Genomic DNA, 24,078 nt, shown 5'->3' with positions numbered 1-24,078 from the left:
GTCGTTACGGCGTGTTGACGAATTGTCGTACACCTGACGGCGTCGTTGGGCTTTGATGGTCGGATCAGTTCATCCCTTTTCGAGCACATGTCTCGAAATCCTTACCAGGAGGAACCATGAGCAACCTGGCGCAAGAGGAGTCACCGGAACTCAAGAGAGTCATCGGTCCGAAGCTCCTCCTTCTCTTCATCGTCGGCGACATCCTCGGCACCGGCGTCTACGCCCTGACCGGCTCGGTCGCAGGCGAGGTCGGCGGCGCCGCCTGGGCGCCGTTCCTGGTGGCCTTCGCGGTCGCGACGATCACCGCCTTCTCCTACCTGGAGCTGGTGACGAGGTTCCCGCAGGCCGCGGGCGCAGCGCTCTACACGCACAAGGCCTTCGGCATCCACTTCATCACCTTCCTCGTCGCCTTCACCGTGATGTGCTCGGGCATCACCTCGGCCTCGACCGCCTCCAACGCCTTCGCCGGGTTCCTCAACGACGGCCTCGGCCTCGGCGCCGCTCCGGGCAGCGCCGCGCTGGTCTTCATCGCGCTCGGCTTCATGACGCTGGTCGCCCTGATCAACCTGCGTGGCGTGGGCGAGAGCGTGAAGGCCAACATCGTGCTCACCCTCGTCGAGCTCTCCGGCCTGCTGCTGGTCATCTTCGTCGGCCTGGCCGGGATGTTCGCCGGTAAGGCCGACTTCTCCCGGGTGATGATCTTCGAGTCGGCCGAGGGCAAGAACGCCTTCATGGCGGTCACCGCGGCCACCACGCTGGCGTTCTTCGCGATGGTCGGCTTCGAGGACTCGGTCAACATGGCCGAGGAGACCCAGAACCCCCGCCGCGACTTCCCGAAGATGATGCTCAGCGGTCTGGGCATCACCGGTCTGATCTACGTCCTGGTCTCCATCTCCGCGGTGGCGCTCGTCCCGGTCGGCGACCTCACCGACGCCTCGAAGGGCTCGGCGCTCACCCAGGTCGTCGCCGCCGGTGCGCCTGACCTGCCCTTCGACACCATCTTCCCGTTCATCGGGATGTTCGCGGTCGCGAACTCCGCGCTCATCAACATGCTGATGGCCTCGCGGCTCGTCTACGGCATGGGCAAGCAGCTCGTGCTGCCGCCGGTGCTGAGCAAGGTCCTTCCCGGCCGGCGCACCCCGTGGATCGCGATCCTGTTCACCACCGCCATCGCCTTCGGCCTGATCATCTGGGTGGTGCTGGCCAGCGGCTCGGAAAAGGGGGCCGAGACGGTCTCGCTGCTCGGCGGCACCACCTCGCTCCTGCTGCTGTGCGTCTTCACCGTGGTCAACATCGCGCTGCTGATCATCCGTCGCCGGCCGGCGGCCAACAAGGACTACTTCAAGGCGCCGGTCTGGGTGCCGGTCCTCGGCGCGGTCACCTGCGCCTACCTGGCCGGACCGTGGGCCCGCAGCTCGGACCAGCTGGACCAGTACAAGGTCGCCGGCGTGCTGCTCATCGTCGGCGTCATCCTGTGGGGCATCACCCGGATCTTCTACAAGCCCGAGGGCGGCCACTTCCAGGACATCGAGCACATGGACCTCACTCCGAAGGACGACAAGTAGGTCGTCGACCCGACCTTCACCTGACGAGCAGCCAGCCGAGGCCGGCGCGCGTTCTCCAGCACGAGCTCGTGGAGACGTACGCCGGCCTCGCCGTGTCTGAGATGACTTCGTGACACAGGCCCTCTCCGCGTACTCTGAGGCACGTGAACGACGCCTTCCCCTCTCTCGAGCAGCTGCACGCCATCGGAGCCCTCCAGCAGCCGACCTATTCCGACCCGGCCGCGCTGGCCGCGGCGGTCGAGAAGCTGAGGAACCAGCCGCCGCTCGTCTTTGCGGGGGAGTGCGACCAGCTCAAGGACTCGATCGCCGCGGCCGGCCGTGGCGAGGCGTTCATCCTGCAGGGCGGCGACTGCGCCGAGGTCTTCGCGGAGGCGACCGCCGACAACACCCGCAACAAGCTGCGCGTGCTGCTCCAGATGGCAGTCGTGCTGACGTACGCCGCCTCCGTCCCGGTCGTGAAGATCGGCCGACTCGCGGGGCAGTACGCGAAGCCGCGCTCCTCCGACACCGAGACCCGCGACGGGGTGACCCTGCCGGCCTACCGCGGTGACGCGGTCAACGGCTTCGAGTTCACCGCTGAGTCCCGCATCCCCGACCCGCAGCGCCTGCTGGACGTCTACCACGCCTCCTCCTCGACGCTGAACCTCGTGCGCGCCTTCACCACCGGTGGCTACGCCGACCTGCGCCAGGTGCACACCTGGAACTCCGAGTTCGTGCGCAACTCGCCCGTCGGCGCCAAGTACGAGGCGATGGGCTCCGAGATCGAGCGCGCGATCGCGTTCATGGAGGCCATCGGCGCCGACCCGGAGGAGTTCCACCGGGTCGACTTCTACTCCTCCCACGAGGCGCTGCTGCTCGAGTACGAGCACGCGATGACCCGCATCGACTCGCGCACCGAGACGCCCTACAACGTCTCGGGCCACTTCGTCTGGATCGGTGAGCGCACCCGCCAGCTCGACGGCGCCCACGTGGAGTACTTCCGCCACCTCAACAACCCGATCGGCTGCAAGCTCGGCCCCACCGCGACCCCGGACGACGCGCTCGCGCTGGCCGCCAAGCTCAACCCGAAGAACGAGGAGGGCCGGCTCACCTTCATCACCCGCTTCGGCGCGGGCAAGGTGCGCGACGGCCTGCCCGGCCTGGTCGAGAAGATTATCGCCGAAGGCGTCAACGTCACCTGGATCTCCGACCCGATGCACGGCAACACCTTCTCCACCTCCAACGGCTACAAGACCCGCCGCTTCGAGGACGTCCTCGACGAGGTCCAGGGCTTCTTCGACGTCCACCACTCGTTGGGGACCGTGCCTGGCGGCATCCTGGTGGAGAACACCGGCGACGACGTCACCGAGATCATCGGTGGCGGCGAGGAGCTCGACGAGTCCGGTCTCGTGCACCGCTACGAGTCCGTCGTCGACCCCCGCCTCAACCGCGTGCAGTCCCTCGAGATGGCCTTCCAGGTCGCGGAGATGCTGAGGTCCCGTTAGTCACACGGGCCCCGTGCGCCCCATGAATACCCGGTTGACCGGGTATTCATGGACTTGACGGGCACTGAAACACCCGACAAGTCCAGGTTTACCCGGTCGACCGGGTATTCATGGCCGCGCCCAGGCGAGCTGCATGATCTCGTCCCCGTCGTGGAGGGTGCTGCGGTTGCCGGTGTCGGTGAACCCGCTGCGCTCGAAGAGCCGCTGGGCGCGGCGGTTGTCGGTGCGGGTCCAGGCCGAGAGGCCCTCCCAGTCGCGGGCCTGGATGTCGCGGACCAGCTCGGTGCCGACGTGGGAGCCCCAGACCGCGGGGTCGACGAAGACCATCGAGATGTGGGCGTAGCCGGGCAGAGGCACGCCCTCGACGAGGTACGTCTCGGCGAGCAGCATCCCCGCGGGGCGGCTGCCGTAGTGGGCCAGCAGGCCGAGCTCGGCCGCGGCCAGCTTCTCGCGGACCCGGCGGAGGCGCGCCTCGGTCGCCGGGCGGCGGCTGGCCACGTTGGCTGCGCGCCACACGTCGAGGGCCAGGTCGCGCTGCTCGTCGTTCTCGATCTCGGTGACGATGATCCTCGGCATGCAGGCAGGCGCTACAGCGTCATCAGCCAGATGCCGAGCACGAGCACGACGATCATGAAGATCGAGCCCACCCAGAGCAGCACCACCCAGGTCGAAGGGTTGTCCTCGGACTCGGAGGCCATCAGCGTGGAGACGTACTCCTGCTGGGCGCCGTAGTCACCGAAGTCCTGCTCGATCGGCTCCGGCTCGGCGGCGTAGCCGTAGCCGGCCTGCCACTCGCCGACCTCCTCGGTGGCGAAGGCGCCCTCCTCGGTGTAGCCCGTCGCGTAGGCGGGCTCGGGATCGTGGAGCTCGGCCGGCGTCTCCTCGGGCGGGGCCCAGTGGCGGGCCTGGCCGTTGCGCGACTGCTCGACGAGCATCCCGGAGGGCTGGACGAAGGGCTGGTACGCAGGCTCCTGCGCCGTCTCGGGCGTCTCCGGCGTCTCGGAGACCGGGCCGGGCTCCGGAACAGGCTCGGGCTCGGGCGTCGGCCCGGGCTCGGGAACAGGACCGGGCTCGGGGACGGGCTGCGGCGTCGGCTCCGGGTCGGGCACGGGGTCCGGTCCGGGGACGGGCGCAGGCTCGGGGAGCGGCGAGGGATCGGGGATCACCGCCTGCGCTGCCGCGGGCGGCGGGGCGGTCGGCGGCGCGAACGCCGGCCGGATGGCGGTCGACCCGTTGGGCTCGTCGTCGTTGTCGAGGCGCTCCTCGACGTCCGGGGACGGGCGCCGCGAGGTGCGCTCGGTGGGCTCGTCCTCGCGGGTCGCAGCAGCGGCCGAGGAGGCCGGACCGGGCCGGTCCTCGTCGCCGTAGGCGCTGATCCGCGGCAGGCTCAGCGAGGTCTGCTCCGAGGCGGGAACGTCGTCGACGGCCTCCGGCGCGGTCGCCGCGACCGGCTTGCGGATCACGGTGGACTCGTTGGGCTCGTCGTCGAGATCGGGCTCGGGCGTGATGTCGTCGTCGGCAGCCGAATGGGTGGCTTCGGGCTTTGCTTCAGCAGTGGACACGGGTGGCGTCCTTTCCTCTACATCGGTGGAGTCAGCCTCGGCTGCTCGGTCGGGCTCCGTGGCGACCTCGAGACCACACACCGGACAGGTCGGCTCTCCGGACAGCCGGTGTCCACACTGTGCGCAGCTGGTCATGCCACCCCCATGGCGTCGAAGATCACTCCCGTGCGCTGCCAAGCCTAGGTCACCTGCCCGAATGGTGCGCTGCTGCGCGCAGATCGCGCAGCACCACCATGTCGGGGTTGTCGGCGTCGCGGGAGCCCGGCGTCTCCAGGATGAACGGCACTCCGGCCGTCGCCGGATGGGCGAAGAGCTCGCCGAACGCGGCCGTGCCGATGTGGCCGCGACCGATCTGCTCGTGGCGGTCGAGGTTCTTGCCGCGTACGTCCTTGGAGTCGTTGGCGTGGATCAGCCGGAGCCGCCCGGGGCCGCCGATCTCGACGATCCGGTCGACGCATGCGGTGGCGCCGCCGGGCTCGTCGAGGGGCTCCCCGGCGGCGAAGACGTGGCAGGTGTCCAGGCAGATCCCGGCCTTGGGGTGGAAGTCGAGAGCGCCCAGGTAGGTCGGCAGGTCCTCGACTCCGGCGCACAGCGACCGGCCCTGGCCGGCGGTCGGCTCGAGAAGCAGCCAGGGAGCACCCTCGGCCGCGATGCTGTCGAGGACGGGCAGCAGCGCCTCGCGTACCTGCTTCATCGCGGCTGCGTGGTTCTCGCTCGCGTCGCCCTCGGGCGAGACGAACGAGCCGGTGTGGACGACGACGCCCTCGGCGCCGATCTCGGCGGCCCGGCGCAGGTTGTGGGCGACCAGCGCTGCCGACCGCTCGTAGGTCGCCGGGGTCGGCGAGCCGAGGTTGACCAGGTAGGGCGAATGGATGAAGGCGCGCATCCCGCGCCGCTCGATCTCGGCCCGGAAGGCCTTGTCCTCGGCGGGCTTCCCCGCCGAGAGCGCCCAGCCCCGCGGGTTGCCGACGAAGATCTGCAGCGTCTCGCCGCCGACCGCGTCGGTGTTGGCGAGGGCTCCGGCGACCAGGCCCTTGCCGACCTGGACGTGGGTGCCGATCGGGTTGCGGTCGCTCGGCGGGATCGGGAGCGTGTCGTCGATCGTCAAGGTCAGTTCAGCCAGATCGTGATCTCGGAGCCGTAGGGCGCCTCGCCCTCGGCGGGCTCCTGCCGGGTCACGTAGTCGAGCCCGAGGGAGAGCGGCTCGCGCTCCTCGCGGACCTTGAACCCGGCCGCCTCGAGGGTCTGCCTGGCGGCGTCCTTGCTGCTGCCCACCACGTTGGGGACCGCGACGGCGGCCGGGCCCTTGGCGACCACGAGCGTCACCGTCTCGCCCTTGGGGAGCTTGCCGGAGTTGGGGCTCTGGCTCAGCACCGTGCCCGGCCGAGCGGTCTGGCTCTCCTCCTCCTGGATCTCGACCTTCAGACCGTCGCCCTCGAGGGAGTTCTTCGCACGCTTGGCGCTGCGACCGGTCCAGTCGACGATGTCGACCGGGGCGGGGCCCTTGCTGATCACGAGCGTCACCGCCTTGCCGGGCCGTACGAGCGTGCCGGGGCGGGGCTGGGTGTTGATGACGTGGCCTTCTTCGACCTTGTCGTTGAACTTCTCGATCGGCTCACCGACGCTGAGTCCGATCTCGCGCAGCTCGTCTTGGGCGTCGTCGGCGAGCATGCCCTTGAGCTTGGGCACCGAGTACTCCTCGACGCCCTTGCTGACGCTGATCTCCACCGTCGAGCCGGGCAGCGCCTTGCGGCCACGACCCGGGTCGGAGTCGATCACCACGCCCTTCTTGACCGTGTCGGAGAACTCCGTGTTGGAGGTGACCTCGAAGCCGGCGTCCTGCAGCTGGGTGGTCGCCGCGGCCTTGGTCAGGCCCGCCACTGACGGCACCCGCTCATAGCGTCCGTCGACGAACCACCACAGCCCGGAGGCCACCAGCGCGACGGCGAGCACGGCGGCGCCGACCGCGATCGGCGCCTTCCAGCTCGTCGGCACGGCCCGGCGCTGCTTCGGCTGGTCCGGGGTCGGGGCGATGCGTACGTTCTCCTCCGGCTGGCTCAGCGAGAGGCGCGCACCGGCGGGCAGACCGACGCCGGGAGGCGGTCCGGTCGGGCCCGGCGGACGGCCCGGAGGGGGAGCGGCCGGACCGCTTGCGCCCGCTGGGAGCGGGGGCAGGACGGCTGTCGACTCCGAGCTGGACTCGCCATGGGCACGCATCGGCGAGTCCGCGTCCTTGGCGGTTACGTCGGGTGTGCCTGCGGTGGGCAGCGCCAGGTCGGCGGCCAGGTCGGGGTCGTCGAAGATGCCGGCCGACAGCGTGGCCATGACCCGGTTGACCATGCGCAGCAGCACGCCGGCGTCGGCCGGGCGCAGCTCGGGGTCACGAGCGGTCGCGCGGGCGACCAGCGCGTCGACGTACCGGGGGATCCCGGGGGCCGCCTTCGACGGCGGCGGGACGTCCTCGTGGACGTGCTTGTAGGCGATGTCGACCGGCGAGGGGCCGCTGTGGGGCTTGCGGCCGGTGAGCAGCTCGTAGAGCACGACACCGACGGCGTAGACGTCGCTGCGCGGCCCGGACTTCGACTCGGTGACGAGCTCGGGCGCGAGGTAGGAGACGGTGCCGACCAGGTTGCCGGTGGTGGCGTCGTGGGAGTTGTTGGTCATCACCCGGGCCAGGCCGAAGTCGGCGACCTTGACCCGCTGCGAGATCGAGGCGGCGCCGGTGGTGATGAGGACGTTCTCCGGCTTGATGTCGCGGTGCACGATCCCGACGTCGTGCGCGGCAGACATCGCGCTCAGGATCGGCTCGATGTAGGCCAGTGCCTTCGCCGCGCCCAGCGGCGCCTGCGAGGCGATCGTGTCGCGCAGGGTGTGGCCCTCGATGTACTCCATCGCGAGGAAGGCGATGCCCTCGTCCTCGTCCTGGTCGTAGACCGCGACCACGTTGGGGTGGGAGAGCTTCGCGGCGGAGCGGCCCTCACGTACGAACCGCTCGGCGAAGTTGCCTTCCTCGTCGAGGTTCTGGTGCATGACCTTGACCGCGACGATCCGGTCCAGCCGGGTGTCGTGAGCGACGTAGACCGTCGCCATGCCGCCCTTCGCGACCTTCTCGATGATCCGGTAGCGCGCCCCCAGGACCTTGCCCAGAAGGGGGTCGGAAGCGGTAGCCGAGCCTCCGCCGTGGCGTCCGATGACGCTGTCACGGGGGTCCGCCTCACTAGCCACGCGTTCCTCCTGTCTCCGGTCGGAGAAGTATTCCGGACCGGGCAATGGTACGGACCAGCGGGTCCGACTCACGACTTTCCGCACGGCCTACCCGGGCCGGTAATGTGATTGTTATGAGTGAAGTGCGGCTGGCCGAGCAGGACCTGAGCGTTCTGGTGGACGAGTGGATCGACTGGGCGACCGCTGCCTCGTTGCTCGGCGTGACCGTGGGCAAGGTGCGCACGATGATCCGTGAGCACGAGCTCGCCGCGGCGGTGCCTCCGGGCATCAAGGGCCAGCACATCCCGGCCCTGTTCATCCAGGACGGCCTGCCGGTCAAGGGCCTCGGCGGGCTGCTCCACGTGCTCCACGACGGTGGCTACGACGACCGCGAGATCATCGCCTGGCTCTTCCTCGACGACGACCTCCCCGGACGCCCGATCGACGCGCTTCGCGAGAACCGCGGGTCGGAGGTCAAGCGCCGGGCCCAGGCCATGGCACTCTAGGCCACCTCACCCGTACGTCTCGGAGGGATCATCTCGTGAGGTCGAAGTCCGCACTGGTCGGTCTGCTGCTCGCGGTCGTGATGGCGCTGCTGGCCGGATGCGGAGGCGCCACCGGCGACTCGGGCTCCGGTTCCGACGGGAGGACCGGCACCGACCCCGAGAGCGGGCTGGCCTGGATCGCCGAGTCCGATCTGCCGCCCGAGGGCGTGGAGACGCTCGAGCTGATCGACGCCGGCGGGCCCTTCCCCTACCCGGGCAAGGACGGCAGCACCTTCGGCAACCGCGAGGGGATCCTGCCCGACGAGGAGCACGGCTACTACGCCGAGTACACCGTCCCGACGCCAGGATCCGACGACCGCGGCGCGCGGCGTATCGTCACAGGCGAGGGTGGGGAGTTCTACTTCACCGAGGACCACTACGAGTCGTTCTCACGGATCGACCGGGGGTGATGGGGCAATGAGCGAGCGACAGCGAGTGACCGTGGACCTCAGGCTGCCACGTCCGTATCCTGGCGCCTGCGCTACGGAGGCGGCAGCATGAGCGGACTGGCAGGACTCTTGGCCGGGAAGGTCGATCCCGGCGTCTACCGGTGGCACACCGAGCTGTCTGCCGCCGACCTCTCCGAGTCGGTGACCGGCGCCGGCTGGTCGCTGGCGCAGATCGCCGACGTGGCCGAGACCAAGGACGAGGTGCTGGGCGCCATCGGCGCCGCGCTCGGGTTCCCGGCCCACTTCGGTCGCAACCTCGACGCGCTGTGGGACTCGCTGCGCGACCTCTCCGCGCCGACGGTGCTGCTGTGGGAGACCTGGGGGTGCGCCGCGTACGCGGACCGGGCCGGGTTCGACCGGATCGTGCGCGTGCTGCAGGACCGGTCCGCGGAGATCTCCGAGGACCGGCCCGCCTTCACCGTGCTGCTGCGCGGGGAGGGACCGGAGACCGACCTGCCCGACCTGGGCTGATCCCGGGCTGATCCTGGGCTGGCCTTCAGCCGACCGTGACCGTGCGGGTCGGGTAGCCGGTCGCGCCGTTGGGAGCCGGCGGGGCCTCGTCCGCGGTCTGCGGGGTGCCGGTGCGGTCGTACGCGCGGGCCTGGATGTGGTGCTCGCCCTCGGTGGCGGCCCAGCGGTAGGTCCACTGGCGCCAGGTGTCGATGCTGTCCTCGGCGGCGAGGGTGGCGGGCTGCCAGGGGCCGTCGTCGATGCGTACCTCGACCTTGCTCACGCCGCGGTGCTGCGCCCAGGCGACACCTGCGATCGTCCGCTCACCGGGCATGACGTCGTCGCCGGGGATGTCGATGCGGCACTGGGTCTTGATCGGGCCCTCGGCCGACCAGCCGCGGTCGGTCCAGTAGGCGCGGAAGTCGTCGAAGCGGGTGACCTCGAGATCGGTGAGCCACTTGGTCGCCGAGACGTAGCCATAGAGGCCGGGTACGACCATGCGGACCGGGAAGCCGTGGTCCTGGGTCAGCGGCTCACCGTTCTGGGCGATCGCGAGCAGGGCGTCGCGGCCATCGGTGAGCGCCTCGAGCGGGGTGCCGATGGTGATGCCGTCGGCACCGGAGGACTTCACCGCGTCGGCGTCGGGGTCGATTCCGGCCTGCTTGAGGACGTCGCGGATGCGTACGCCGGTCCAGGTCGCGTTGCCGATCAGGTCGCCGCCGACCTCGTTGGAGACGCAGCAGATCGTCACCCGACGCTCGTAGAGCGGCATCGCCAGCAGGTCCTCGTAGGTCAGCTCGACCGGCTTGTCGACCATGCCGTGGATCTTGAGGCGGTAGTCGGCGAGGTCGACGCGTGGGGTGAGCAGCGCGATGTCGATGCGGTAGAAGTCCTCGACGGGGGTCACGAAGGGAGTCAGCCCGTCGATCCGCAGCGCCGCGCCCTCGGCAAGTGGGGCGGCGGGGGAGACGGCCGACGGGATGGCCACCTTCGCCGACGGGTGACGGCGACCGGTGACCACCTTCGCGCCGATCCCGCCGGCCGCGCCCACCGCGGTCACCGCCGCAGCGGCGGTCAGGAACTTGCGGCGGTCGAAGCCGTCGGGTGCTGTCGCCTCTGATGCCGTCCCTGTTGTCGCCCCGGGAGTGGCGGTGTCGGGGATCTGCCGCGTGAGCAGGACGAGCGCGGTGATGCCGACCGCCAGCCCGATCAGCAGGGCGACGATGCCCGTCGTCCCGTTGCCGGCGCGGTCGGCGAGGAGCGCGGCGATGTCGACGGCACCGAGGAGCACCAGCATGCCTGCGCCGAGCAGCGGGCGGCGTACGGCCAGGGCGCCGGCTGCGCCCAGGAGGACGAGGGTCACCAGGGCGACGGAGGCCAGCAGGATCGGCTTGTCGGCGGTGCCGAAGGTCGAGACCGCAGCCTCCTTCAGCCAGCGCGGGGTGAGGTCGATGACCCGGTCACCGAGGGCGAGCAGGGGAGAGGCGCCGCGGGCGAGGGCGGCGATCAGCTCGGCGACGCCGAGACCGAGCACGCCGGCGGCGATGCCCGCGACCGGTCCGCTCGGGAGTTTGCGCGATGTCATGTTCGTTGGTTCGTCGCCGATCGGTGCTCGGATGGGACCCATCCTCCCACTGTTCGGCTGCGAACCATGGGTGAGAAGGTTTCATCAGTACGTGGTCGGAAGGAGCGCAGGTGCGGCGAGCGTTGCGGGTCGTCGGCGGGGCGGCGCCGGAGCCGGAGGACGAGCCGGACACGACGGTGCTGCTCGCCGCGGTGGCCGGCGGGGACCTCGACGCCTTCGGTCGGCTCTACGACGACCTGGCCCCGCTGGTCTTCGGTGTCGCCCGGCGGGTGGTGCGCGACCCGGCGCGGGCGGAGGAGGTCGCCCAGGAGGTCTTCACCGAGCTGTGGCGACAGGCGGCCAGGTTCGACGCCTCCCGCGGCTCGGTCCGCACCTGGGCCTCGACCATCGCCCATCGGCGTGCGGTCGATGCGGTGCGCTCGACCGAGGCATCTCGTGCCCGCGAGGACCACGTCGCGCGGCGCGAGCCTGTGGACGTCGCCGGCCCCGAGGACGCGATCGTCACCGCCGCAGAGCACGAGGGAGTACGCCGCTGCCTGGAGTCGCTCACCCCGCTGCAGTCCCAGGCGGTGAGGCTGGCCTACTACCAGGGCTTCACCTATCCCGAGGTCGCGCAGCTGCTCGACCGGCCGTTGTCCACGGTGAAGACGCGGATGCGCGACGGGCTGATCCGGCTGCGCGACTGTCTGGAGGCCGGCCATGGCGCCTGACGTCCACAGCCTCGTCGGGGCCTACCTCCTCGAGGCGATCCGACCGGCGGAGCGGGCCGACTTCGAGGCCCACCTCGCGGTCTGCGCGGAGTGCCGCGAGGAGGTCGACTCGCTGCGCGCCGCCACCGCGGCGCTCGCCGGGACGGTCGCCGCGGCCCCGCCGCCGTCGCTGCGGGAGCGGGTGCTGCGTACCGCCTCGGAGACGCCGCAGCTCCCGCCCCTGATCTCTCCCGCGCCCCGCCGTCGGCGCCGGCTGATGGCTGCCGTCGCAGCTGCCGCCGCGGCCGTCATCGGCGTCGGCGCGACGGTCGGGATCCTCGTACGCGATGACGACCCGCCCGCCATGACCGCTGCTCAGGTCATGTCCGCCCCCGACGCGAGCATGCACAAGAAGTCGACCTCCGACGGCGAGCTGATGGTCGCGATGTCCCCCGAGATGCACATGGTCGCCGTCGACACCGCCCACCTCGAACGCCCCACCGGCATGACCTACCAGGTCTGGTGGCACACCGAGGACGGCATGGAGTCCGCCGGCGTGCTCGACGAGAAGATGTCCCTCGCCCTCCCCGTCGAGGACGGCGACCTGATGGTCACCATGGAACCCGTAGGCGGCTCCGACAAACCCTCCCGGCGGATCCTCTTCCACATGCCCGCTGCGAGCCTCTAGCGCCGAGACGTCAGCTGCGTCGGTCGAGATGGCAGTTCGGTCGGTCGAGACGGCAGTTGGGTCGGTCGAGATGGCAGTTCGGTCGGTCGAGACGGCAGTCCGGTCGGTCGAGATGGCAGTCCGGTGCCAACTCGGCCGCCCCAGGTGACGTCTCGCCCGACCCAAGTGACGTCTCGGCCGTCAGAACTGACGTCTCGGCCTGGTGGGGTCAGACGGTGCGCTGGGTGGCGGCGGTGGCGAGGGAGCGGAGGACGGCGGCGGCGCCGGAGTCGAGGGTGCCGGAGGCGGAGGCCTGAGCCAGGGCGGTGAGGCCCTGGTCGGCGAGCTCGGTGATGGTCTTCTCGACCTGCTGCTCGGCGCCGGAGGAGGCGATGACGGTACGCAGGGCGGCGACCTGGTCCTCGGTGAGCGGCTGACCCAGGGAGCGGTCGAGGAGGTCTGCGTCGGCGGGGGAGGAGCCGGTCAGGGCGAGGGCGACCAGGACGGTGCGCTTGCCCTCGACGAGGTCGTCGCCGGCGGGCTTGCCGGTGACCGAGGGGTCGCCGAAGACGCCGAGAAGGTCGTCGCGGAGCTGGAAGGCCTCACCGACGGGAAGACCGTAGGCCGAGAGCGCCTCGATCTGCTCGGCAGAGGCGCCGGCGAGGGCGGCGCCGACGTGGAGGGGTCGCTCGACGGAGTACTTCGCGGCCTTGTAGCGCACCACCTTCATCGCAGCCTCGATGTCGGCGGCGCCGCGCGCCTGGACGGTGATGTCGAGGAACTGCCCCGCGATCACCTCGCTGCGCGTGTGGTCGAAGACCGACAACGCGGCAGCGGTCTCGGCGGCTCCGAACCCGGAGGTACGCAGCAGCTCGTCTGACCAGGTCAGCAGCAGGTCTCCGAGGAGCACCGCCGCGGCGTCGCCGTAGGCGCGGGACCGGCCCGGCCAGCCAGCCGCCGCATGGTCGGCCTCGAAGGCGCGGTGCGCGGCCGGCGCACCGCGCCGGGTGTCGGAGTCGTCGATGACGTCGTCGTGGACCAGCGCCGAGGCCTGGAGCAGCTCGAGCGCGGCGGCGGCGCGGACGAGCGCCTCGTCCTCGGCAGGCGTAGGGGAGGGGCGTACGGCGCGGTGACCCCAGTAGCAGAACGAGGCGCGCAGCCGCTTGCCGCCGGACATCGACTCGCGGGCGCGGCGCAGCAGCGGTTCGACCTCGTCACCGAGGGGAGCCAGCCGCTCGGACTGGATCTCGAGGAAGGTGTTCAGCGCCGCCTGGACGCGACTGCGGAATTCATCGGCGTCCCACGTTTCGTTCACGCACCGAGCCTATGGCACTCCCTAAGATGCTCGGATGGCGACCGGACGTGGGCGCTCCCTCGCGGAGCTGATCAACCAGGGTGAGCGTTCCTTCTCCTTCGAGTTCTTCCCGCCGAAGGACGAGGCCGGTGAGGAGCAGCTGTGGGAGGCCGTACGCGCCCTCGAGCCCTACCGGCCGACCTTCGTGAGCGTCACCTACGGCGCCGGCGGTTCGACGCGAGACAAGACGGTCGCGATCACCGGCCGGATCGCCGCGGAGACCGAGCTCCTTCCGGTCGCCCACCTGACCTGCGTCGGCCACACCCGCGACGAGGTCGTCGCGATCCTGGACGCGTACGCATCGAAGGGGGTCGCCCACGTGATGGCGCTGCGCGGCGATCCCGCCGACGGCCCGCGCGCGGAGTGGGTCCCGACGCCGGGCGGCCTCGACTACGCGATCGACGTGGTGCGGCTGGCCCGGGAGCGCGGCGGCTTCCGCATCGGCGTCGCGGCCTTCCCGGAGGGTCATCCGAGCGCGGCCTCGGTCGAGGCCGACGCCGACGTGCTGGCAGCCAAGGCGAGGGCGGGGGCGGAGTTCGCGGTCACCCAGATGTTCTTCCGGGCCGCGGACTACTTCGGTCTCGTCGACCGGGTGCGCGCCCGCGGCGTCGACATCCCGATCCTGCCGGGGATCATGCCGATCCTGAACCTCACCGCGATCCGCCGCCAGAGCGAGCTGATCGGCGCCGCGGTGCCCGACGAGATCGTGGAGCGACTCGAATCGGCCGGGCCCGATCCGGCCGACATCCGTGCCGAGGGGATCGCGGTGGCCGCCGAGCTGTGTCAGGAGCTCCTCGACGGAGGGGCGCCCGGGTTGCACTTCTACACGCTGAACCGGTCGCGGGCGACGCTGGAGATCTTCGCGAAGCTGGATGTGACGGTGTAGGGGGTCTCGACAGGCTCGACCACCGTGGCGGGCGACGCTCGAGATCTTCGCGAAGCTGGACGTGACGGTGTAGGGGGTCTCGACAGGCTAGCCCGCCGAGCCTCAGGCGGGGCCGATCGTCTGCGCGACCAGCGCCGCCGAGAGCCCGGTGAACGGCAGCCCGGCGCCCGGCGTGGCGTGCGCCCCCGCCGCGTAGACGTTCGGGATCGGGGTGCGCGGCCCGAGGCGCTGGAAGACGGTGCTGCGCCCGGCCCACTTCACCCCGAGCGGGGACCCGCGCCAGCGGCGGACGAGCTCGGCGGCACCCAGGTCGACCCGGTGCACGACGTGCTCGCGGACGTCGATCTTGTGGCGTGCCAGCGCCAGCAGCACGTCCTCCATGAGCTTGCCGTAGGAGTGGATCGTCCAGGCGTGCCGGCCCTCGGGTGCGAGCCCGCGGGTGCGCACGACCAGCGTGGGCTCGCCGTGCAGCACCAGCTCGTCGGGGAGGTCGGTCAGGTGCTCGGGGAGCGCGTCGAGGCCGAGGTGGAACGTCATCGGCGGGATCGCCGGGAGCGTACGGTCCACCAGCGGCCGGAGGGCCGGCAGCGACCGCGGGTCGAATGCGACCACGACCGCGCCGTCGGCGCCCAGGTCGATCTCGCCGGCAGCCGTGCTGACCGCCACCGCCCGCCCGTCGCGTACGACGATGTCCTCCACGCGGGTCGCGGTCTGCACCGAGACCTTGCGAGTCTTCATCCGGTTGGCGAGCACCTCGGCGACGACGCCCATCCCGCCCTCGACCCGCCAGGCGCCGAAGCGCTGCTCGAGATAGGCGGTGAGCCCCGCCCAGGCAGGTACGTCGCGCAGCTCCTGCCCCGCGGCGACGAACGGGTGGGCGGCGACGAGCCGGAGGCGCTCGTCCTTGAACGTCTTGCGCAGCCGCTTGTGAAGCGTCTCGCGCGAGCGGAACCGCTCCTCGACGGCCGCGGGGAGCGCGGTCGGCTCCCAGGGCACCTCGAAGTAGTGCTGGCGCAGCACCTCCCAGTCCTCGTTGAACCGGGAGACGTAGTCGAGCCACTGCTGACCCCTTCCGGGACCCAGCTCGTCGAAGGCGGCCAGCTGGGCGCCCCGGGTGCCGCCGGGCACGGCGACCGAGCTCTTGTCGGTGAACCGGTGCTCGCGGACGACGTCCATCGGCACCAGCTCGAGCTCGCGCTCGGCCGGGCGTCCGGACTTGCGGAACAGGTCGCGCATCACCGCGGGCAGCAGGGTCGAGGTCGCCGAGGCGTCCCAGGTGAACCCCTCCTCGCGCACCGGCACCAGGGCGCCCCCGAGCTGTCCGGACGCCTCGAGCAGGGTCACCGAGTGGCCGAGCTTGGCCAGCCTCGCGGCGGCAGCCATTCCGGCGTACCCGCCCCCGAGGACGACGATGGTGCTCACTGGACGGGGTAGGGCTTGGTGGACCCGTCGGAGGGGCCGTCAGGTGGTGGCGAGCCGCGCCTGCCCCGACGCGTCAGCCTGCGCCAGCCGCCGCGGATGGCACGAAGGATGAGGTACGCCACCACCAGCCCGGCCACCAGCAGGACCGCAGCGATGCCGGCCGCGATGAGCGGGTGCGCGGTCGCGAACCACACCACGAAGAGGACGAGCCCGTCCTCGGCCAGGCTGACCGCCGAGTTGGAGACCGGCTCCGGGGAGGCGTTGACGGCCAGCCGCTCGCTGGCCTTGACCAGGTGGGACATCAGGGCAGAGGTGCCGCCGACGACCGCGCCGACGGCCTCGTTGAGCGAGTCGGCCTCGCCAGCGATCAGGATGCCGATGACGGCACCGATCGTCGGACGGATCACCGTGGAGATCGAGTCCCAGGTGGAGTCGATGTAGGGCACCTTGTCGGCGACGAACTCGACGAGGAAGAGCAGCCCGGCCGCGGCCAGCACGGGCCAGGTGCCGAGCACGTCGGGGATCTCCTCGGCCCCGGTCGTACGCTGCACGACGCCCAGCACGAGCACGACCAGGTAGGCGTTGATGCCGCTGGCCCACCCGCTGGAGAACGTCAGCGCTAGAGATTCCATGGGGACATCTTGGCCTACCGGGGCGCGGGCACGGACCGACACCCGCTCGCCCCACACCCGGGCGCGACCCGCCGTATTTACCTCCGTTGTGTCCCGTACGGCAGAATGGGCCGCTCAGCGCAGAGCGAACCCCCACGTCACAAGGAGACCGGATGACCATGACGACACCCGACGAGAACGAAGGTGTGGTCGTGAACGAGGACCCGGAGGTCGCCGTCGAGGTGGCGGCGCTCGCCGCCGAGCCCGTGCCGCGCGAGATGACGTGGGCGATCCGCCTGATCATCGGACTGATCGCCTTCAGCGCGGTCGTCGTCGTGGTGATGGTGGTGCGCTCCGACGACCTGGTGCGCGCCTGGGCGGAGGGCAACGCCTCGGCCAAGCGCATCTTGGAGACCGAGGGTCTCGACGCCCTGATCAACCCGCCCACCGACAACCGGATCAGCGCGCCGGCGTTCATCGCCCCCGCGATCACCCTGTTCGGGGTGATGGCGATCATGATGGGCGTGCTCGCGGTCTTCCTCCGCAACGGCTTCGAGTGGTCGCGGATCACGATCACCTTCCTGGTGTTCATCTCGGCGGTGGCCAGCGTGGGCGGCATCCTGACCGGCCCGCCGGTCCTGATCAGCGTGCTCACCGCGATCGCGATCGTCATCGCCGCGGCGCTGCTGGTGGTCATGTGGCTGCCGGCCAACACGCGCTACATCCACCCGCCGCACCGCGTCCGCGGTGTCGAGATCGACGACTGAGGGACCCCAGCACTCCTCGACACGCCCCACCACCGGAACAGTCTTGTGAGTGTCGGTGGTGGGGTGTAGTTTGTTCATGTGTTCGAACAGATGTTCGAACAAGCAGGCTCCGGCGGGCGTCGTCCTCGACCCCCGCCGCCCGTCGGAGCCGTCCACTGCGGGGTCGACCGTGAGCGAGAAGGACGACCCATGCATCTGCTGCCGGCGACGACCCACAGCTACCTGTTCCGCGCCACCGAGTCGCTCTCGGAGGCCATCTCGGCCGACGACGTGCCCAGCAGGTACGCCATGGCCCATGTCGCCGCGCTCCAGGCCGCCGCGGCGCTGATCGCGGCCCGCACCGATCCCGTCGAGGCCGCGAGCCGCGCGGGTCGCCGCCGCCCGTGGAACGCCTGGGTCCGCCTCAAGAAGGTCGCGCCCGAGCTCTCCGAGTGGGCCGACTACTTCGCCGCGGGCGCCGCGAAGCGCGCGGCCGCCGAGGCCGGCTCGATCCGGGCGGTCACCCCCGAGGAGGCCTACGACCAGGTCCGAGACGCCGACCGCTTCCTCGCCGTCGTCGAGGAGTCGCTCGGGCTGATGGCCCACACCTCCCACGTCACCCGCGTCCAGCCTGACCGCCTCGTGGGCTGATTCAGGTGATGCGTACGCAGGGCCTACTCTTGGCCACATGGCAGCTGGCTCCGCATCAACCAGTCGTCGGGCAGGGGCCCGGACCGTCGCGGTCTGGGACGCGCTCGACCCGGTCCTGGCCTCGGGCCCGCTCGACGTCCTGGACATCGGCGGTGGCACCGGCACATCAGCCGTACGCCTCGCCGGGAACGGCCACCGGGTCACCGTGGTCGACCCCAGCCCCGACGCGCTCGCCGCGCTCGACCGCCGCGCCCGTGAGGCCGGCGTCTCCGTCGACGCCCGCCAAGGTGACCTGGCCGCGCTCACCGACGTCGCCGACCCGGCAGGCGCCGACGTGGTGCTCTGCCACGGCGTCCTCGAGGTCGTCCCCGACCCGGCTGCGGCACTGGCGCGGATCCGCGACGTGCTCCGTCCCGGAGGCACCCTCAGCCTGCTGGTCTCCCAGCGCACCGCCGCCGTCCTCTCCCGCGCCCTCGCCGGCCACTTCGCCCAGGCCGCGGAGCTGCTCGACGGCACCGCTCCGCAGGGGCGCTCGGGTCGGCGGTTCTCGCTCGAGGAGGTCACCGGGCTGCTCGACACGGCCGGGTTCGACGTCGCTGACGTTCGGGGAGTTCGGGTCTTCGTCGACCATGTTCCTGGGGCGCTGCTCGATGCCGAGCCTGGGGCGACCGGGGCGCTCGTGGATCTGGAGCAGGCGGCTTCTACTCGGGCTGAGTACCTGCCGTTTGCTTCTCAGGTTCATCTGCTCGCTTCGCTTCGTTAGCTGCTCGCTTCGCTTCGCATTCGGCTCGCTTCGCTTCGCCGGACGGCGCCGACGCGGCGCAACCGTCCCACCTCCGCTAGCGCTCCGGCGGGGCAGTTGCGCCGAGTCGGCGCTTGTCCGCGTCCTTGGAGGATCGGTGTGACCTCCTCCGCTGGCGCTCCGGAGGTCACACCGATCCTCCATGTCGACATGGACGCCTTCTTCGTTTCGGTGGCTATCCGCCACCAGCCCGAGCTCTGGGACCAGCCGGTGGTGGTCGGGGGACATGCTCGTGGCGTGGTGACGTGTGCCAACTACCCGGCCCGCGCCTACGGGGTGCATGCCGCGATGCCGGGGTCGATGGCCCGGCGGCTGTGCCCGCAGCTGGTCTCGGTGCGACTCGACTTCGGGGAGGTCTCCGAGGTCTCCAAGCAGGTCCGCGAGATCTTCCGGCGGGCCACGCCGCTGGTGGAGGTGGTCAGCGTCGACGAGGCGTTCCTCGACGTGAGCGGGGCGACCAGGCTCTTCGGCAGCCCCGAGCGGATCGCCCACCGGATCCGCCGCCAGATCGCCGAGGAGCTGAGCATCACCTGCTCGGTCGGCGTCGCGCCGACCCCGAGCGTGGCCAAGGTCGGCAGCCGCAAGGCGAAGCCCGACGGGGTCGTGGTGGTCCGGCCCGAGGACATCCCGGGGTTCCTCCACCCCCTCGACGTCGGGGAGCTCTACGGCGTCGGGCCGAGCACCCGCAACCGGCTGCGGCGGCTCGGGTTCGAGACCGTGGGCGACATCGCCCGCACCCCGGTGCCCACCCTCCACCAGATCCTCGGCCCGCGCCTCGGCGGCCACCTGCACCGGCTCGCCACCGGCACCGACCGGCGCGAGCTGACCGGACGACGTGGCCCCGACCTGCCCGACCGCTCGACCGGCGCCCAGGAGACCTTCGGCCACGACCTGAGCGCGCGCGAGGACATCGTCCGCGAGTTGCTGCGCCTCTCGGCCCGGGTGACCCGGCGGATGCGGGCCGCCGGCACGGTCGGGCGCACCGTCTCGCTGACTGTGCGGTTCACCGACTTCACGACGATCTCCCGCTCGCGCACCCTGTCCGACCCCACCGACGTGACCCAGGAGGTGCACGCCACCGCGGTCCGCCTCTACGACGAGCTGAACCTGCGCGGCCGAGCGCTGCGCCTGGTCGGCGTCCGGGTGGAGCACCTGGTGACTCGAGAGGGCACCGACCGGCAGCTGCTGCTCGGCGAGCGGGAGAGGGGCTGGTCGGAGGCCGACCGGGCCGTCGACCAGGTCGCCGAACGCTTCGGCTCCAGCCTGGTGCGCAGGGCGAGTCTTCTCCACGGCGGCCGGGGTTGACGCAGACGACTGTTCGGTTGACACAATCAGCCCATGTTGTGCCATGTGGCAGAACGTCGAGCGGCAAGAATTTTCCGGGCTCACTACCGCCTTCAGGGTGGCCAGCCTAGACTTGGAGATGCCCCAACAGGACATGGGAGGTACGGTGCCACTCTCGGAAGAGGAGCTTCGCCTGCTTGAGCAGATGGAGCGCGCGCTCTCGGCGGAGGACCCGAAGTTCGCCTCCGCCCTCCGAGGCACGGCCTTGCGCCGTGCCCAACGTCGACACGCGGTCATCGCGGGCTTCGTGCTCGCCGGTGGGGTCGCGCTGCTGATGACCGGTGTGATCTCACGGATGTGGATCGTCGGCGTGGTCGGTTTCCTGGTGATGCTCGCCTCGACCTCCGTGCTGCTCACCGCTCTGCGCGGCGCTGCTGCGGTCGAGGACGACGACGAGGAACACACCCCACGCAGCTCGTTCCTGGACAGGGTCAGCGAGCGCTGGAAGCAGCGCCGCCGCGGCGACGACCTCTAAGAGGAGATCAGCTCCCGCTCGGACCGCGACGTCGGCCCGTCGCTCGCCTGCGCGGCCGGACGACGGAAGATCGACGCTGGCCACAGCCGCGCCCGACGCCGCGAGCTCTTGTCGGCGTGCTCCCTGAGAGCTGCCGAGACCAGACGTACGTCCTCGCCCACGGCCGCGCCCGCCCCGTGCTCCGCGTAGCGGTCGCGCTCGACGGCCGCCACGATGCGCTGCAGCGCGAGCATCGGCTCCCGGCCCTGCAGGTGCGGTGACAGGATGCCGGCCTCCTCGCGTGGCGACCGGGTGCCGGACCAGGGCAGGCCCAGGTCAATCGCGGTGTCGCCCAGCTCGGTCCAGGCGGCCTCGACGTCACCACCGAGCCGAGCCCTCCGCCGCCGTCGCCGGATCACCGCAGGCGCAGCGAGTGCGACGGCGCCGAGCAGCGCCACGATCCCGACCCCGGCCCACACCGCGCCGGCGTTGGACTCCTCGTCGGCGGTGTCGGTGACCTCCGGGGTGTCCGGCGCCTCCCGCTGCGGGCGGTTGGGCACCGGCGCGACGCTCGTGCCCGCGCTGGGGACGGGCGCCTCGGGCTCGTCGGGCGCGTTGCCGAGGGCGCCGGTGGTGTAGTTGGGCTCGCTGGTGTCGGCGGCCGCCGGGGTCGGCTCGAACCGCACCCAGCCGATGTCCTCGAACCACAGCTCCGGCCAGGCGTGCAGGTCGCGGCCGCGGAAGTGCCACACGCCGTCCTCGTCCTCGTCGCCACGCAGGAAGCCGAAGGCGACCCGGGCCGGGATGCCGAGCTCGCGAGCGAGCACGGCCATGGCCGTGGCGTACTGCTGGCAGTAGCCGACCTTGTTGTCGGTCAGGAAGTCGACCAGGGCGGCGGCGTCGGTGCCGACGTCGCGCTCGAGGCTGTAGGTGAACTCGCCGCTGTGCCGGAACCAGTTCTGCAGCGCGACGGCCTTGGTGAAGGGCCGGTCCTGGTCGGCCGTCTTGGCCAGCGCGATCTCCTCGACCTCGTCGGGCAGCAGCGGCAGGTCGGTCATGCCCGGCGGCGCCCCGACGCCCGGCTCGCCCGCGGCGAGCAGACGCTGCTGGGAGGGCTCGACCGGAGCAGACGTGGTCCGCCACTGCTGACCGGCGACGGTCGCGTCGCGGCCCTCGGTCGACATGAAGTCGAGGGTGTCCTCGTCGTAGCGCCACGGTCCCTTGGCGATCACCTCGAGCGGGTGGGTGAAGACGGGCAGCCAGGTCGACTGGAACTTGTTGCTGGCCCGCAGCTGGTAGGTCGTCTCCGCCCCGAGCAGCGTCGGGTCGGACATCGGCGGCTCGAAGGTAGCCACGCCGGTCTGGTCCGAGGGCACGTCGCGGTTGCCCGAGGTCCACTCGGTGCCGGTGAATTTCGTCAGCGCACCGACCCGGAGGTAGGTCGGGGGAGTCTCGGTGTCGCCGTAGACCGGGGTCACCGAGACCATGATCTCGTCGCTCTGCCGGCGGAGGTCGTCGTAGAGACCCACGGTCGGGTTGATCACGCGCAGCGGACCGTTGCCGTCGCCCGGCCCCAGGCCGGGGAGGGTGATGTCCGGGCTCGGCATCCAGGCCGGGGCGAGGAGCGCGATCGCGACCGCGGAGACGCCGATGACCGCCGGCCCGGCAGCCGGCGCGATCGGGAGGTCCTCGTCGAGGCGGCGCCCCCAGCGGCCGAGCTGCTGGGCCCGGTCGAGACGCAGCATCACCAGGAACGTGGTGGCGGTGAGTGCGAAGGTCACCCAGGAGACCCCGCCCCAGCCGCCGGCGCCGATGATGCTGAACGGCACCGTGAAGACGCCCAGCACCACCAGGCCCATCATCGGCGGCCGACGCATCGAGACCGCCAGGATGTCGGCGAGCAGCACCGCAGCCACCCCGCCGGGGATGAGGTAGGGCGCGATCCCGGAGCCCGACATCGGCAGGTCGAAGGGGTTGAACGCGGTGTAGGCCTCGGTCATCTCGGCCACGACCCGTGCCCGGCCTCCGGCGGTGACCGGCATCGGGTGGTGCACCACCAGCAGGCTGGTGGCGATGGTGCCGAAGAGGAGCTGCAGCAGCACCACCACCGCTCCGTGCACGCGCAGCAGCCGTGCGGAGACGCCGGTGCCGACCACGAGCAGGCCGGCGACCAGGATCGGGCCGAGGTAAGGGAACCGGTCGTCGGTGAAGGAGCCCCACGAGACCAGGGCGAACATGACGGTCAGGAAGCTGGTCAGCGGCACCCCCAGGGCGGGGGTGAGGCCGCGTACGTCGTTGGTGGCCATCATCGTCTCGACCCCGCTCCCGCGCCGGTGGCCGCGCCGCGTGTGCCGAGCTCGCGCCAGCGGGTCGCCACCGAGTCGCCCGGGGCCAGCTCGACCGCCTTCCAGCCGTGCTGGATCAGCAGAGGTACGCCGCTGGGCCGCCGCTGCTCGGGCGCGAGCGGCACCGAGCTCCAGCCGTCGACGGCGAGCGAGAAGGCGAGGGCCGTCCCGGTGTGATGACGCACCCGGCGCAGCACGCCGGCGTCCTCGTCGTCGATGGAACCGAGGACCGCGACGGTCACGCCGCCCTGCCCGGCCTCGCCCATCCAGGAGGCGTCGATGTGGTGGTGGGAGACCGTCTCGACGACGGCGAGCGCCTCCAGCAGCGCGGCCGCGTCGGCCTGGCCCTCACGGTCGTGCCAACCGGAGCTGAGGTCACCGACCACCCCGGCGGCGGTGGGCGTCGGGCCACCGGAGGTCACCAGGCGCACGGAGTATCCGGCCTCGACCAGGTGGACCGCCACGGAGGCGGCGACGACCACGGCGTGCTCGAAAGAGGAGCCGGCACCCTGGCCACGGTGGACCGAGCGCCGGTTGTCGAGGAAGACCGTCGCCCGTGCCTGCCAGGGCTGCTCCTCACGGCGCACCATCAGCTGGCCCAGCCGGGCCGAGCTGCGCCAGTGGACCCGGCGCAGCTCGTCGCCGCGGCGGTACTCGCGCACGGTGACGTCCTCCGCGCTGCCGCCCAGGAACGCCCGTGGCCGGGAGTCGCCCGATGCGGTCGCGTTGCCGGTCAGCGGCGTCTGCGGCAGCGTGACCACCCGCGGTGTGACGGTGAACGGGATCGTGGACTGGAAGGCGCGGTTGAGCTCGACCAGACCGAACGGGTCGGCCACGGTGACGCGCATCGGGCCGATGTCGAAGCGCCCCCGGATCTCCGAGCGGATCTGGTAGCCGAGCTTGTGGCGCCAGCCGAAGCCGATCCGGTCGACCACGAAGCGCGGCCGCCCGCCCAGCGCGTACGGCACCGTCTCCTCCAGGAGCAGGGTGCCGGTCGGGATGCGGCCCTCGTTGGCGATGGTGAGCTCGACGCGGGCCGGCTGGCCGGCCTCGGTCAGGTGGGGCTCGATGTGGCGTACGAGCGCGAGCCGGTAGCGACCCCAGGCGGCGACGACCGCGGTGACCAGCGGCAGCGCGACCAGCAGCATCCCGATCCGAGACAGCGTGGACTGGTCGAGCAGGATCCCGCAGACGATCGCGGTGATCCCGGCGGCCAGGAACGTACGACCCCGGACGGTCAGCCCGGACAGCGCCTCGCGCATC

General features: G+C 71.3%; 23 protein-coding genes. 13 read left to right on the top strand and 10 right to left on the bottom strand.

The features are described 5' to 3' along the window. Window positions 1-116 precede the first annotated feature (116 nt). Together IEY81_RS13810 and IEY81_RS13805 are read left to right on the top strand one after the other, a co-directional pair. Window positions 117-1,565: an APC family permease gene (locus IEY81_RS13810; RefSeq protein WP_189119059.1), complete on the top strand. Its 1,449-nt coding sequence runs from the start codon at window positions 117-119 to the stop codon at window positions 1,563-1,565. Between the two features lie 143 nt (window positions 1,566-1,708). Beyond that, a complete protein-coding gene (locus IEY81_RS13805) occupies window positions 1,709-3,049 on the top strand; it encodes a class II 3-deoxy-7-phosphoheptulonate synthase (protein WP_189119058.1) in 1,341 nt (446 codons plus the stop codon). Between the two features lie 108 nt (window positions 3,050-3,157). Here IEY81_RS13805 and IEY81_RS13800 read toward each other — a convergent pair whose 3' ends face one another. The 4 genes from IEY81_RS13800 to pknB form a co-directional block, all read right to left on the bottom strand. Then, window positions 3,158-3,625, bottom strand: coding sequence for a GNAT family N-acetyltransferase (locus IEY81_RS13800; protein WP_189119057.1), 468 nt, complete (start codon window positions 3,623-3,625; stop codon window positions 3,158-3,160). Window positions 3,626-3,636: 11 nt separating this feature from the next. Further along, the gene (locus tag IEY81_RS13795; RefSeq protein WP_189119056.1) at window positions 3,637-4,611 is read right to left on the bottom strand and encodes a hypothetical protein; all 975 of its coding nucleotides are present in this window, start codon (window positions 4,609-4,611) and stop codon (window positions 3,637-3,639) included. 184 nt (window positions 4,612-4,795) lie between these two features. Next, a complete protein-coding gene (locus tag IEY81_RS13790; protein ID WP_229787855.1) occupies window positions 4,796-5,719 on the bottom strand; it encodes a deoxyribonuclease IV in 924 nt (307 codons plus the stop codon). Between the two features lie 2 nt (window positions 5,720-5,721). Continuing rightward, entirely contained in the window at window positions 5,722-7,836 is a 2,115-nt protein-coding gene (pknB, locus tag IEY81_RS13785) for a Stk1 family PASTA domain-containing Ser/Thr kinase (RefSeq protein ID WP_229787853.1), read from the bottom strand. Window positions 7,837-7,949: 113 nt separating this feature from the next. Between pknB and IEY81_RS13780 the strand changes: the two genes are divergently transcribed. The 3 genes from IEY81_RS13780 to IEY81_RS13770 all read left to right on the top strand — a co-directional run bounded on the left by IEY81_RS13780 (window position 7,950) and on the right by IEY81_RS13770 (window position 9,280). Then, on the top strand, window positions 7,950-8,321 hold the full coding sequence (locus IEY81_RS13780) for an Rv2175c family DNA-binding protein (RefSeq protein WP_189119055.1): 372 nt from the start codon (window positions 7,950-7,952) through the stop codon (window positions 8,319-8,321). A 35-nt stretch (window positions 8,322-8,356) separates the two neighbouring features. Beyond that, window positions 8,357-8,770: a guanyl-specific ribonuclease gene (locus tag IEY81_RS13775; protein WP_229787851.1), complete on the top strand. Its 414-nt coding sequence runs from the start codon at window positions 8,357-8,359 to the stop codon at window positions 8,768-8,770. Between the two features lie 87 nt (window positions 8,771-8,857). Next, entirely contained in the window at window positions 8,858-9,280 is a 423-nt protein-coding gene (locus IEY81_RS13770) for a barstar family protein (RefSeq protein ID WP_189119054.1), read from the top strand. A gap of 25 nt (window positions 9,281-9,305) precedes the next feature. Here the strand turns inward: IEY81_RS13770 and IEY81_RS13765 are convergent, their stop codons facing one another. Next, window positions 9,306-10,844, bottom strand: a complete 1,539-nt coding sequence (locus IEY81_RS13765) for a molybdopterin-dependent oxidoreductase (RefSeq protein ID WP_189119053.1) — start codon at window positions 10,842-10,844, stop codon at window positions 9,306-9,308. 110 nt (window positions 10,845-10,954) lie between these two features. On the opposite strand from IEY81_RS13765, the gene sigK reads away from it, so the two are divergent. Then, window positions 10,955-11,554: an ECF RNA polymerase sigma factor SigK gene (sigK, locus tag IEY81_RS13760; protein WP_189119052.1), complete on the top strand. Its 600-nt coding sequence runs from the start codon at window positions 10,955-10,957 to the stop codon at window positions 11,552-11,554. Next, on the top strand, window positions 11,544-12,221 hold the full coding sequence (locus tag IEY81_RS13755) for an anti-sigma factor (RefSeq protein ID WP_189119158.1): 678 nt from the start codon (window positions 11,544-11,546) through the stop codon (window positions 12,219-12,221). Before sigK ends, IEY81_RS13755 begins: the two co-directional genes overlap by 11 nt. Before the next feature lie 208 nt (window positions 12,222-12,429). Here IEY81_RS13755 and IEY81_RS13750 read toward each other — a convergent pair whose 3' ends face one another. Then, window positions 12,430-13,515 (bottom strand): polyprenyl synthetase family protein, encoded by a 1,086-nt coding sequence (locus IEY81_RS13750; RefSeq protein WP_189119051.1) that lies wholly within the window; start codon window positions 13,513-13,515, stop codon window positions 12,430-12,432. A 34-nt stretch (window positions 13,516-13,549) separates the two neighbouring features. On the opposite strand from IEY81_RS13750, the gene metF reads away from it, so the two are divergent. After that, window positions 13,550-14,440 (top strand): methylenetetrahydrofolate reductase [NAD(P)H], encoded by an 891-nt coding sequence (gene metF / locus IEY81_RS13745; RefSeq protein ID WP_189119050.1) that lies wholly within the window; start codon window positions 13,550-13,552, stop codon window positions 14,438-14,440. Window positions 14,441-14,542: 102 nt separating this feature from the next. Here metF and IEY81_RS13740 read toward each other — a convergent pair whose 3' ends face one another. Together IEY81_RS13740 and IEY81_RS13735 are read right to left on the bottom strand one after the other, a co-directional pair. Beyond that, window positions 14,543-15,862 (bottom strand): phytoene desaturase family protein, encoded by a 1,320-nt coding sequence (locus IEY81_RS13740; protein ID WP_189119049.1) that lies wholly within the window; start codon window positions 15,860-15,862, stop codon window positions 14,543-14,545. Continuing rightward, a complete protein-coding gene (locus IEY81_RS13735) occupies window positions 15,859-16,494 on the bottom strand; it encodes a DUF4126 domain-containing protein (protein WP_189119048.1) in 636 nt (211 codons plus the stop codon). The genes IEY81_RS13740 and IEY81_RS13735 overlap by 4 nt, the downstream gene beginning before the upstream one ends. A gap of 152 nt (window positions 16,495-16,646) precedes the next feature. Between IEY81_RS13735 and IEY81_RS13730 the strand changes: the two genes are divergently transcribed. The 5 genes from IEY81_RS13730 to IEY81_RS13710 all read left to right on the top strand — a co-directional run bounded on the left by IEY81_RS13730 (window position 16,647) and on the right by IEY81_RS13710 (window position 20,491). Further along, on the top strand, window positions 16,647-17,240 hold the full coding sequence (locus IEY81_RS13730) for a hypothetical protein (RefSeq protein ID WP_189119047.1): 594 nt from the start codon (window positions 16,647-16,649) through the stop codon (window positions 17,238-17,240). A 189-nt stretch (window positions 17,241-17,429) separates the two neighbouring features. Continuing rightward, window positions 17,430-17,870: an SAV_6107 family HEPN domain-containing protein gene (locus tag IEY81_RS13725; protein WP_189119046.1), complete on the top strand. Its 441-nt coding sequence runs from the start codon at window positions 17,430-17,432 to the stop codon at window positions 17,868-17,870. 37 nt (window positions 17,871-17,907) lie between these two features. After that, window positions 17,908-18,633 carry a methyltransferase domain-containing protein gene (locus tag IEY81_RS13720; RefSeq protein ID WP_189119045.1) on the top strand — a complete coding sequence of 242 codons (726 nt, stop codon included), beginning with the start codon at window positions 17,908-17,910 and terminating at the stop codon, window positions 18,631-18,633. A 138-nt stretch (window positions 18,634-18,771) separates the two neighbouring features. Then, window positions 18,772-19,977 (top strand): DNA polymerase IV, encoded by a 1,206-nt coding sequence (dinB, locus tag IEY81_RS13715; RefSeq protein WP_189119044.1) that lies wholly within the window; start codon window positions 18,772-18,774, stop codon window positions 19,975-19,977. A 145-nt stretch (window positions 19,978-20,122) separates the two neighbouring features. After that, window positions 20,123-20,491, top strand: coding sequence for an SCO2097 family morphological protein (locus IEY81_RS13710; protein ID WP_189119043.1), 369 nt, complete (start codon window positions 20,123-20,125; stop codon window positions 20,489-20,491). On the opposite strand, the gene IEY81_RS13705 is transcribed toward IEY81_RS13710, so the two are convergent. Then, window positions 20,488-22,776, bottom strand: a complete 2,289-nt coding sequence (locus tag IEY81_RS13705) for a transglutaminase TgpA family protein (protein WP_194501175.1) — start codon at window positions 22,774-22,776, stop codon at window positions 20,488-20,490. The two genes, IEY81_RS13710 and IEY81_RS13705, sit on opposite strands and share 4 nt — an antisense overlap. Then, the gene (locus tag IEY81_RS13700) at window positions 22,776-24,077 is read right to left on the bottom strand and encodes a DUF58 domain-containing protein (protein WP_189119041.1); all 1,302 of its coding nucleotides are present in this window, start codon (window positions 24,075-24,077) and stop codon (window positions 22,776-22,778) included. Before IEY81_RS13700 ends, IEY81_RS13705 begins: the two co-directional genes overlap by 1 nt. Between the last annotated feature and the right edge of the window lies 1 nt (window position 24,078).

The organism is Nocardioides luteus (genome assembly GCF_014648595.1).
GTDB classification, from domain to species: Bacteria; Actinomycetota; Actinomycetes; order Propionibacteriales; family Nocardioidaceae; genus Nocardioides; species Nocardioides luteus.
This window is presented reverse-complemented; position numbering and strand designations above follow the sequence as displayed.

Coding starts and splice junctions, on each gene's coding strand:
- IEY81_RS13810 (WP_189119059.1), top strand. CDS start 117: ATGAGCAACCTGGCGCAAGAGGAGTCACCGGAACTCAAGAGAGTCATC.
- IEY81_RS13800 (WP_189119057.1), bottom strand. CDS start 3,625: ATGCCGAGGATCATCGTCACCGAGATCGAGAACGACGAGCAGCGCGAC.
- IEY81_RS13780 (WP_189119055.1), top strand. CDS start 7,950: ATGAGTGAAGTGCGGCTGGCCGAGCAGGACCTGAGCGTTCTGGTGGAC.
- IEY81_RS13770 (WP_189119054.1), top strand. CDS start 8,858: ATGAGCGGACTGGCAGGACTCTTGGCCGGGAAGGTCGATCCCGGCGTC.
- IEY81_RS13765 (WP_189119053.1), bottom strand. CDS start 10,844: ATGACATCGCGCAAACTCCCGAGCGGACCGGTCGCGGGCATCGCCGCC.
- IEY81_RS13755 (WP_189119158.1), top strand. CDS start 11,544: ATGGCGCCTGACGTCCACAGCCTCGTCGGGGCCTACCTCCTCGAGGCG.
- metF (WP_189119050.1), top strand. CDS start 13,550: ATGGCGACCGGACGTGGGCGCTCCCTCGCGGAGCTGATCAACCAGGGT.
- IEY81_RS13735 (WP_189119048.1), bottom strand. CDS start 16,494: ATGGAATCTCTAGCGCTGACGTTCTCCAGCGGGTGGGCCAGCGGCATC.
- IEY81_RS13730 (WP_189119047.1), top strand. CDS start 16,647: ATGACCATGACGACACCCGACGAGAACGAAGGTGTGGTCGTGAACGAG.
- IEY81_RS13725 (WP_189119046.1), top strand. CDS start 17,430: ATGCATCTGCTGCCGGCGACGACCCACAGCTACCTGTTCCGCGCCACC.
- IEY81_RS13720 (WP_189119045.1), top strand. CDS start 17,908: ATGGCAGCTGGCTCCGCATCAACCAGTCGTCGGGCAGGGGCCCGGACC.
- IEY81_RS13705 (WP_194501175.1), bottom strand. CDS start 22,776: ATGGCCACCAACGACGTACGCGGCCTCACCCCCGCCCTGGGGGTGCCG.
- IEY81_RS13700 (WP_189119041.1), bottom strand. CDS start 24,077: ATGCGCGAGGCGCTGTCCGGGCTGACCGTCCGGGGTCGTACGTTCCTG.